Annotated in this window: 10 protein-coding genes; 8 read left to right on the forward strand and 2 right to left on the reverse strand. The window is 59.3% G+C overall.

All coding sequences use genetic code 11. The features are described from left to right. Positions 1-309 precede the first annotated feature (309 nt). The 4 genes from ACWI8T_RS06305 (at position 310) to ACWI8T_RS06320 (ending at position 3,387) form a co-directional block, all read left to right on the forward strand. The gene (locus ACWI8T_RS06305; RefSeq protein WP_418950467.1) at positions 310-1,506 is read left to right on the forward strand and encodes a putative ABC transporter permease; all 1,197 of its coding nucleotides are present in this window, start codon (positions 310-312) and stop codon (positions 1,504-1,506) included. Positions 1,507-1,514: 8 nt separating this feature from the next. Then, positions 1,515-2,108: a hydrogenase maturation protease gene (locus ACWI8T_RS06310; protein ID WP_114616016.1), complete on the forward strand. Its 594-nt coding sequence runs from the start codon at positions 1,515-1,517 to the stop codon at positions 2,106-2,108. Between the two features lie 3 nt (positions 2,109-2,111). Beyond that, complete coding sequence (locus tag ACWI8T_RS06315; protein WP_449138327.1) at positions 2,112-2,579, forward strand: viscotoxin-A3; 468 nt, start codon at positions 2,112-2,114, stop codon at positions 2,577-2,579. An 88-nt stretch (positions 2,580-2,667) separates the two neighbouring features. Beyond that, complete coding sequence (locus ACWI8T_RS06320) at positions 2,668-3,387, forward strand: aspartate/glutamate racemase family protein (RefSeq protein WP_449138328.1); 720 nt, start codon at positions 2,668-2,670, stop codon at positions 3,385-3,387. A 405-nt stretch (positions 3,388-3,792) separates the two neighbouring features. Here ACWI8T_RS06320 and ACWI8T_RS06325 read toward each other — a convergent pair whose 3' ends face one another. Beyond that, a complete protein-coding gene (locus ACWI8T_RS06325) occupies positions 3,793-4,731 on the reverse strand; it encodes a 3-hydroxyacyl-CoA dehydrogenase (protein WP_449138329.1) in 939 nt (312 codons plus the stop codon). Positions 4,732-5,350: 619 nt separating this feature from the next. On the opposite strand from ACWI8T_RS06325, the gene ACWI8T_RS06330 reads away from it, so the two are divergent. Then, on the forward strand, positions 5,351-5,764 hold the full coding sequence (locus tag ACWI8T_RS06330) for a helix-turn-helix domain-containing protein (RefSeq protein WP_449138330.1): 414 nt from the start codon (positions 5,351-5,353) through the stop codon (positions 5,762-5,764). Positions 5,765-6,584: 820 nt separating this feature from the next. On the opposite strand, the gene ACWI8T_RS06335 is transcribed toward ACWI8T_RS06330, so the two are convergent. Beyond that, positions 6,585-7,259: a DUF3800 domain-containing protein gene (locus ACWI8T_RS06335; RefSeq protein WP_449138331.1), complete on the reverse strand. Its 675-nt coding sequence runs from the start codon at positions 7,257-7,259 to the stop codon at positions 6,585-6,587. 385 nt (positions 7,260-7,644) lie between these two features. On the opposite strand from ACWI8T_RS06335, the gene ACWI8T_RS06340 reads away from it, so the two are divergent. The 3 genes from ACWI8T_RS06340 to ACWI8T_RS06350 all read left to right on the forward strand — a co-directional run. Beyond that, a complete protein-coding gene (locus ACWI8T_RS06340) occupies positions 7,645-8,154 on the forward strand; it encodes a response regulator (protein ID WP_449138332.1) in 510 nt (169 codons plus the stop codon). A 184-nt stretch (positions 8,155-8,338) separates the two neighbouring features. Beyond that, entirely contained in the window at positions 8,339-8,875 is a 537-nt protein-coding gene (locus ACWI8T_RS06345) for a GntR family transcriptional regulator (protein ID WP_449138333.1), read from the forward strand. Between the two features lie 55 nt (positions 8,876-8,930). Next, on the forward strand, positions 8,931-9,901 hold a 971-nt coding region (locus tag ACWI8T_RS06350), incomplete at its 3' end, for a DUF1648 domain-containing protein (RefSeq protein WP_449138334.1).

Raw genomic sequence — 9,901 nt, forward strand, 5'->3', positions numbered from 1 at the left:
CTTGGCGGTGCGTGACGATGCCGTAACCAAACCGGGCAGCGCGTTGCGCGGCATCGCACTCGAACCATGCAGGTTCCGATGCATTTTGCTTTCACGATTGCGCGTTCGGGTTGCGTTGTCCGGTCGCTGTTTTCGCCCCGATTCCCGATTGCATCATGCGATGCGGTACGTTTCTGCGACGCGCTCTTCACCTGGACAACTTGGCTTTTGAGCGAAGAACGGGTGCTTGCGTGCTTTTATCGCGCTGTGCATGGTTATTATAGAAGCATTGTTGTGCATGCTTAAAAGACTGGGAAGGGCCCAAGGTATATGACCGCATCGAATTCGCTTGCGACGCCTCCAAAAAAGAAACTCCCGCTGCTGCTTAAGATATATGCGGTTGCGCTTATCGCGCTCTCGGTAATCTCGATTCCGATTGCGGCGATTTTGGGCTTCTACCTGCCGTCGCTTACTAGTGATGCCGGAACTCCGGTCGACACGACGACGCTCGTTATCGCCATAGTTCAAATCGCTCTTACGGGCGTTGGCGCAGTTATGTCCATTGTTTTGGGCGTGCGCATGCTTCGCGACCGCCGTCGCGGTGCGCGTATTGCGGCCGAAATTCTCGTAGCGATCAACGTCGCCGTTATGGTGTGCGAGGTCATGCTTTCGGGCTTGCATGGCCCGGGCCTCTATGAAGTGTTGCATTTGGTGTTCCTCGTCGCCCTGTTGTCGTATATCGACCCCTCTCTTTCGGAAGAGCGCCGCCTTCAGCGCAAGCTGGCCGACCTTGAGACGCGCGAGCGTGCCGAAGACGGAACCCTCGGTCGCGACGAGACGGGCAAAGGCTATATCGAGCTGAACTTCTTCAACTTGTTCTGGATTTTCGTGGTGTGCTGCGTACTCGGTTTGATTATCGAGGTCGTCTATCACATGGCCGTTGTTGAACCGGGCGTCTACCAAGACCGCGCGGGTCTTCTGTATGGACCGTTTTCGCCGATCTACGGTATTGGGGCGGTGCTCATGACCATTGCGCTCAACCGTTTCCATAAAGCCAATTTCCTCGTGATTTTTTTGGTGAGTGCCGTTATCGGCGGCGCGTTCGAGTACTTGGTGAGCTGGTTCTTCCAGTTCGCATTCGGCATTATGGCCTGGGATTATACGGGCACGTTCCTCTCTATCGACGGCCGAACCAACGGCATGTTCATGGCCATGTGGGGCGTTTTGGGCTGCGTGTGGATCAAACTGCTTTTGCCGCGCATGCTCAAGGTCGTGAATGCGATTCCCTGGAAATGGCGATACGGTCTTACCTCGGTGTGCGCCGCGCTCATGCTCGTCAACGCCGTTATGACCATGCTCGCGTTCGACTGTTGGTATCAGCGCGAGGCTGGAATGGAGCCGGTGAACGCCATGGAACAATTCTTCGAGGAGTATTACGGCAACGATTTCATGGCCGATCGCTTTCAGAGCATGACCATTGACCCGAGTCGCTCGACGCGTGTGACGCCCGTGGAACTCGGCCAGTAGGGGGATTGATGAAAATCGCGATTCTCTGCATTGGCAATCGCCTTATGCTTGACGACGGTGTGGGCCCGGCGGTGTACGACGCGCTTGAAGCGGGCTATCGTTTCGGCGACGATGTCGCGCTCTATGATGCAGGGTGCATGACTATGGATTTGTTGCCGCATGTGTGCAAGGCCGATTTCGTCATCGTCGTTGATGCGGTAGACGGAACGGGCGAGCAGCCTGGCACGGTATTTCGTTTCGCCCCGGGCGACATCGCGGGCCACGGTGTCATGCAGTCGTTGCACGACATGCGCCTGTCCGATTTGCTCGCGTCTGCATCGCTTTTAGGCCACGATGCCGATGGCGTGTGCTTCGGCATTCAGGTGGAGAACATGAGCCCTGCGAGCTTTATCGAGGGCCTCACGCCTCGGGTTCATGCGGCTTTGCCCCTGCTTGTCGATTCAGTGCTCGCCGAGCTTGTGCGCCTGGGCGTGCAATTCCATAACGCCGATGGCACTTCCTTTGTGCCGCCTTCGCCAAGCGACGCCGAGCGCGTTGATGTTCTCGAGGCAATCGAGCCCGCGAAGCCTGCCGATTTCGGATTTTCGACCCGTAAGGAATAGATTGTGAGCAAACGCAACGAGACGGTGCAGAGCGCGCCAGTCATCACCGAAGAGCAATATGCTGCCGAAGAGCGCCTTTTGCAGGGCGTGCCGCGCGTGAACATTGGCGCGCTGTTCATGCCGCCCATCTGGGGGGCGGCGCATGGCATGTGGGCGACCATTATCTTCTATCCGCTGTGGATCGTCGCCGACACGTGCTTCGTGAACGCCATCGCCTTCCATACACCCGTGGCCATTGCGCTGGGCGTTTTGGTATTCGCTATGCTTACGGCGGGAACGGTGGCGTTTTCCATCGCTTCGCAGCCGTTCGCGCTCCATCGAGCTTTGAGCATGGGGGTATCGAAGGAAGCCTATCTGAAACGTCAAAAAATCTGGGCGGTTGCAAGCGTTGTCGTGGGGCTTATCGCCATTGCGATTGCGACGTACTACAATTTGTTCATGAATCCGAAACTCGCAGGTTTGCTGGGGTAGGGGCCGCGACTCTCGCTAACTGCGCCCGCAGCTTTCTTTAAAGCAATGGCGATCTCCGAGTAAACGCCCAAAACCCGAGGAGCCCACGATGAAGCTTACCGTCATCAATTCTGTCGTAAATCTGCCGAGCAACGTGTTCGATGCGATGCGCCCCTATCTCGCATCGCTCGTTCGCCCGGATACCGAAATCGAGTATGTCGGCATCCAAAGCGGATTCCCGTCCATCGAATCGGACATGCACGGCATGTTCAACGGGACGGAGGTCGTACGCGAGGGCCTGCGCGCCGCGGAGCGCGGCGCCGAGGGAATCTTCGTGAACTGCTTCGACGACCCCGGCGTCCAAGCTCTGCGCGAGATGGTCGATATCCCCGTTTACGGCGGGTATGTCCCCTCCATCCTCACCGCGCTCTCGCTCGGAGGGCGCGTGGGCATCATAACTACCGACCACGACGGAATAGCCAACGAGGAGCGGAAGGCGCGCACCGAAGGGTTCGACGGCAAGATATTCTCCGTAGTTCCCGCCGACATGATGGTCGGAGAAGTGTTCGGAGGCGACGGTGTAGACGAACGCCTGGCGGATGTCTGCATGCGAATGCATGACGAGGACCGCATCGATTGCGTCGTGCTGGGATGCACGGGGATGCAGCAGGCGGTCGCGAGGCTGCGTGAACGTCTCTCTTCCGCACTGTGCCCTGTCGCCGTCGTCGAGCCTCTCGCCGCCGGGGTCACTCACCTCGAACGAAGCGTTGCGCTCGGACTGACCAACTCGCTTCACATCGGTTTGACGCTGGAAGGCCTTGTCAAGTAGGCGCGCCGCTCTGCGGGAACGACCGCGAGCCGAATCATCTTCCCTTCTCGCGTGAGAAACCCGAGATGGCGATTTCGAAATAGCCGGTGAGACGAACCGCCGGGAAGAGACGGTCCTTCGGCAGAGGCCGACGACATCAGACAAACGGCCCCGAACGCCAAAGAGGATCCGTCCGGACTTGACGGTGCGGCCCGATTCGATGCGAGAAAAGCGCGGGGCGGCCGGAAAGCCCGGCCGCCCCATCGGATCGATCGAATGCCTCAATCGAGCCGATGGGGTCCATGGGGCGGGATAAGGCCTGTTCAAAGCGCATCTCAGGGCGATTCCGCCCGAAAAATCCAATGGCGAAGCGAATTTGGCGGGCGCAACCCTATTTATTCAGCGCTTCCCTAAGTCTGTTTGCTGCTATTCGTACTTGTAGAACCCTTCGCCGGCGTTGATGCCCGTCTTGCCTGCGTCGATGCGCTCCTTGAGCAGCGCGGCGATCTTTCCCGGCACCGAATCGGGGTCGTTCGCCTGCGGGTTCATGGAAACGATGTTGTAGGCGGTCGTCAGCCCCACGATATCGAGGATGCGGAAGGGGCCGAGCGGCGCGCCCGTCGCGAGCATCCAGGTTTTGTCGATGGTCTCAGGCTCGGCCACGCCGGTGGCGTAGAGGGTCTGGGCGGAATTGAGGAACGGCACGAGCATGCTGTTGAGAATGTAGCCGGGCTGCTCTTTGTGCAAGGGCAGCGGCACCATGCCAATGGCGGCGGCGAACTCGACGATGGCGTCGAAAGCCGCCTGCTCCGTACCCGGATGCCCCATGACCTCGGCGGTGTTGTTGCGCCAGATTTCGTTGGCGAAATGCAGGGCGAGGTACTTGGCCGGCCTGCCGGTCGCGTCGGCGAACATGCTCGGCAAAAGGGTGGACGAGTTGGTGACGACGATGGCGTTCTCAGGAAGATGGCCGGCGAGCTCCTTGTAGAACGCGGTTTTCTGCGCCGGGTCTTCGGCGATGGCCTCGATCACGAGATCGGCGTCGCGAGCGGCTTCCTCGTAGCTCGTGGTGAAGCGGATGTTCTCGAGAGCGGCATGAGCCTTTCCCTTGAGGGCGTTGATGTCCTCGGGCGAAACTTCGGGAGAGGGAGCGAGGCCGCGGCAATAGGCGGCGGGGTTGGTTTTCATCGCCTCGAGCGTTGCGAGGTAGACTTTCTCCAGTTGATAGAACTTCGGCTTGGCCCGTTCGACGGACCCTTCACTGCGCAGCCAGACCGTTACGTCGAATCCCTTGAAGGCGGTCTGGAAGGCAATCTGGCTTCCGAGCACGCCGCCTCCGGCGACGGTGACGTTTCTGATTTCCATGGGCGCTCCTCTCTGCATGAGTGGATATTATGATTCGTCCTGATGGGGGCGATATCATTCTTTTCCCAGGTCATTCTACGTATTTTGGAGTAGCTGGATTAAGTGGGATGAAAGGCGCCTGGGTAACGGCGTGAAATGCTATATGAATGGCTCCAATTGTGTGCGAATCACGAATGCGCATCGAGTTCCGTGGCAAAGTCCCTCTTCACCTTGCGCCTCTCGGCGCCCCTGCCGTCGCGGTAGAAGCACTGGACGTAATACGTTCCGTTCTCGCTCTTGTACACGGGCATCTTCATCGCCCGCGAAGTATCTGCGTTCGAAGCGGTCGGACCTCACGCGTCCCTTCACGGCGGGGCGACCGAGCGCTTCCTGCTCGTCGTTCATGTCCCTGATGGCCTTGCAGGCAAAGCCTTTCGACATGTTGAGACGCTCAGCCACCTGCCCAGCGTTCAGCATCGTCGGCCTCTCTTTCTGATCGCCCAATGCTCCTCCTAACATCGTACGAACATGTACGTTATAGGAATGAATCATAATCGTACGGTTCTGTGCTGTCAATGATTTGCGTACGTCTCCGTACGATGCTAGAATTGCGACGTTTTCATTTCGTATAGGAGGAGCGATGCCGACCGGCGGCAAGACCAAGCATTGCCGAAAGCTCCGCGGCATGTACCAGGGAGAGCTTGCCGAGAAGGCGGGGCTCACCGAGGGGGCGATTCGCCACTACGAGAGCGGAGCCAGGACTCCGAAGCCGTCCCAGGTCGAGGACATCGCGAATGCCCTCGAGGTTTCGCCGCTCGCTCTGAAGGACTTCGGCGTGGAGGGCGCCAGGGACCTGCTTGCGCTCATGCTTCAGCTGGAGGACGAGTTCGGGATCGCACCAGCCGAAGATGGCGCATCCTTCGCCGTCGACCCGAAGGCTCCTGCTGCGCCGAAGGTCATGCAGATGCTGAAGGCTTGGAGCGAGAAGAGGGCAGGGCTGGCTGCGGGAGAGATTTCCGAGGAGGAGTATTGGGAGTGGAAATCGCGCTTCTAATTTTACTCTTTCGAGAAACGGTGGCTTTCAGGGTCGAAATCGGCCGAAGCTAGAGTAAATCAGGGCTTCTGGGCAATGCTCCCAGAAGCCCTTTTTCTTACCCGAAACGCTTGAAAACCGCCATTTAGAGTAAACTTTTACTCTTGAACTTGACCTGGGGTTTTGTCGGAAAACCGCCAAATTATGTCCCGTTGAGTTTCGTTTGAGTTTCGCAGCCGTTTTAAGGGTTGTGGGACAAATTACTGGGACAATTTACTCTTCGGTTTTTTCTTTACTCTCCGTTCGCTGGGTGTCGCCATGTCCGTGGCGCACGGCAACTTAGAGTAAAAACGACGAAAACACCAGGTCAAAAGGCATAAAGCACCCCCCTGAAACTCGTGGTCTTCAGGGGGTCTTGAAGATTTTTATTCACCGTTTATCGCTGGTGGCTTTGCATTTTTCCGTACATAGCGTAATCAGACGGTACGCCACGGACGGAAATATCGCAGGTCAAAAGGCCTAAATCTTTATTCTCACTCAATAGTTAAAAACTATCTCCAGTTTGTTCCAGTTTGCCGCAGTTTGTTCCAGTACGTCCCATTTGCATCCAGTCTCAAAAATTGCCGCGAATCCATGGGGTCAAATCTGGGTCACGGCTTTCGGGGCGGGGCAGGGCGCTTTTGCGGGATCATGATGGGTCGCGGCCGATGGGAGAGGCGCCTTGCGTAATTATGGAGAGAGGCAAACCTATGAGCTGCCCGTGGTTTGAGGAGTTGGAGCACCGTCCAGCGCGAGGGCCTGGCGCCGAGGCCGGCGCAGGGCGATGCTCGGCCCCCGTCCGCTACTCCAAGCGCTTCTTGCGAAGCTTCTTCAGGTAGTTCTTCTTGAAGTCGCGGTTGGTGCCGAAGAATATCCTCTCGGTTCCGCCGGCCTCGTTCGCTTCGTATTTGATCGCGGCCAGCTCAATCTCGCAGATGAAGTCCGCTATTTGCTGGAGCCGGAAGTCCGCGGGGGTGCAGTCCCTGTAGATGATCGCCTGCTTGTTCAGCGCGTACTCGAAAGCGGCGTGGAGCGCGTCGGTGACCATGCCCTGCCCGTCGTCGTAGTAGATCTTCACGATGTCGTAGGCCTGCAGGGTCTCCAGCTTGTCGAAGAGCAGGAGAATTAGATCCCTCTTCATCTTGGAGAACAGGTCCCCGTCGCTCTTGAAGTGCGACCTGCGGTAAGAGAGCACCTTGTAAGAGAACGGGCATTTCCACGCGAACGAGCTGAAGCAGGTCAAGAGCCTGTTGCGCTCCTGCGCCGTCATACCCTTGTAGTCCTCGTTCGCGCGCATAAGCGGATTCATGTGTAGGGGGATGTCGCGCAGCCCGCGTTGGGCCAGAGTGCTCTCGTAGCGCCCGATGTGTTCGAAGACGTCTTTCGATTGATCGTGCAGGACGAGCGCCAGGAGGTAGTACTTCGCATCGTCGCCGAGGTTGCCGGACTCGTCCACGAAAACCGAGAGCTCCCTCATGCGAAACCTCCCCAGATAAAGAAAATGCCGGGGGGATCCCCCGGCCCTTGATTGCCCCTCGTTTCCAAGTGACTGACTATCTTATATCATCGGACGGTCGCCGCGTCAAGGCTCTCACGCGTCAGCCGCATGGGATCGGCATGGCATTATTTCTGATGGCCAGAGCGGTAGGCAAGTATTCATGGCTCCGGTAAGCACCGGGGAGCACCGCCCGGCGCTTGGGGGACGGCAGAAGCGGTTGTCGGCGCCTGCCACCGCATTTAAATGCAGCTTCACGAAAAGGAAAATGAGGGATAATTGGATTGTCCAACATTTACCAACGGCTGAAAACTGTATCGGAGAGCCGGACGGATCCCCCCTCTCGGTTTCATCGTGAGAGGTGGGCGTGGACGCCTTCATCTCCAAGCCGCTGTTCCGCTCGCGTCTGGTGCAGGTGATGAAGGAGCTGCTCAGCGGCGAGTCGAAGAGTGTTGTGGACGAGAAGGAGCTGCTGGAGAACCTGGGCTACGCTGGCAAGCGGGTGCTTTTGACCGAGGACAACCGCATGGCCGCCGCCATCGCCAAGGAGCTGATCGAGCTCACGGGCGCCGAAGTGGACCACGCGGAGAACGGCAAGCTGTCTTTCGAGGCGCTGACCAGCCACGAGCCGGGCTACTACGACATCGTGCTCATGGATATCCAGATGTCGGTCATGAACGGCTACGAGGCGGCCGAGGCCATCCGTGACGCCGCCGACGAGCGCCCCGACCTGGGCACCATCCCCATCGTGGCCCTGTCCGCCAACGCCTTCGCCGAGGACATCCGCCGCGCCCGCAGCGCCGGCATGAGCGATCACATGGCCAAGCCGCTCGAGATCGACACCTTCATCCGCATGCTGAGGAAGTGGGTGGGCTAGCGCGACGCCGGCCGCGACAACGGGGCAACGGGGACGTGGCCTTTTGCCTCGACGCAGAATCTCACCTGGCGCTTGACAGTCTGTTCTATCTGCTATATTCTAGATATAACAGATGAGGGAAAGCCCGACCCTACCCTGTTGCAGGCAAGGTCGGGCTTTCTGCGAATGGGAAAGGAGCGCTGCCATGTTCCTGGAAATAGATGCCACGGCGAATGAGCCCATCTACCTGCAGATACGCAACCAAGTTGTGGCCGGTATCGCCTTGGGGGAGCTGACGGCGGGCATGCAGCTGCCCTCCGTCCGTTCGCTGGCCTGCGACCTGGGCATCAACCTGCATACGGTGAACAAGGCCTATGCGGTGCTGCGCGACGAGGGCTACGTGCGCATGAAGGGCCGGACGGGGGCGTTTATCGCGGATGCAGTCGGCACGGACGGGGGAGGAGCTGGCGGCGATGGCGGCGACCGCGCGGCCAAAGCTGCTGCCCAGCTGGAGAAGTCCCTGTTCGAAGCGGCGCTCACCTTCCGGGCCAACGGAGGCGCCCGCGGCCGGTTCCTGGAGGCCGCTGCAGCCCAGGCGGCCCGGGCCTACGGCGCGGTAGGCGAGACGACGGAGGCGCAGTCTGCCGGGGCGCCGTCGCGCAACGCCGATGTCGACAGAGGGCGCGAATCCAGGGCCACCACGGCTTCCCGGGCCCGAGGAGCCATTCCCTCGATTTCCTAACGCGGCGCCCACCTGCGTTTCTTCGTCCCGATTCCAACTTCGAAAGGAGCTTTCCATGGAGCCCTCTAGCTTGCTGTACCCTGTGGCGCTCGTCGCCGTCCTGATAGCCGTCATACCCGTGGTGGGCGTGCTTGCCGCGTTCATGCCCTACCTCATGCCCAAGCGGGAGTGCTTCGCGGTCACCGTGCCCGATTACGCCCAGCGCGACCCCGAGGTTCGCGGGTTCAAGCGCCGCTACGCGGGCATCATGTTGGGGCTTGCCGCCTTGTGCACGGTGGCATGCGTCCTTCCTTGGGTGCTTGATTCGGGCGCAGGCAGCGGGTTTGCGAGCGTCGTCGCGGTGGTGATGGTGGTCGGCACGTTGCTGCTCTGCGCGGCAAGCTACGGGCTGATGCTGTACTTCCGCTCGAAGGTGATGGCTCTGAAGGTGCGACGTGGATGGGTTGCCGTGGCCGCCAAGACTGCATCGCCTATCGGCCATGAAGCCGTTCCCCGGCCGCTGTCGTTGAGGTGGGACCTGCTTTTCCTGCTTCGCATCGGCATCTGCCTGGCTGTCTGCTTGCTGGGCTACAGTTCCATCCCCGATCAGATTCCCATGAAGGTCGGCATGGACGGCCAGGTAACCTCCTATGTGCAAAAGAGCCTGTTGGCAGCATGTTTCCCGGCATTCGCAGTAGCGTTCATAGACGGCATCTTGGCATTTAGCCATTGGCGGATCCTGCATTCGAAGAGGTTCGTCGATCCGTCCATGCCTGCGGCGAGCAGTTGGGCTTACGGCATGTTCGCCCGAGCGCAGAGCATGTTGCTGGTGGTGGGCGGCGTGCTATTGGGCGGTGTGGGGGTTGTCATGGGTCTTAGCTTCGTGGGAGCTATGACCCTCTGGCAAGCGGCTGTTTGGTCGTTGGTGCTGGTCATGTTTGTGGTCATCGGGTCGCTTGCCATGTCTGTGGTGTATGGGCAGAACGGTAGCAGGCTCATTGCGGAGGTGGGGGCGTGCGAATCGGCGGGTTCTGCTGGCGAGGATTC

The sequence above is a fragment of the Slackia sp. genome (assembly GCF_977041755.1).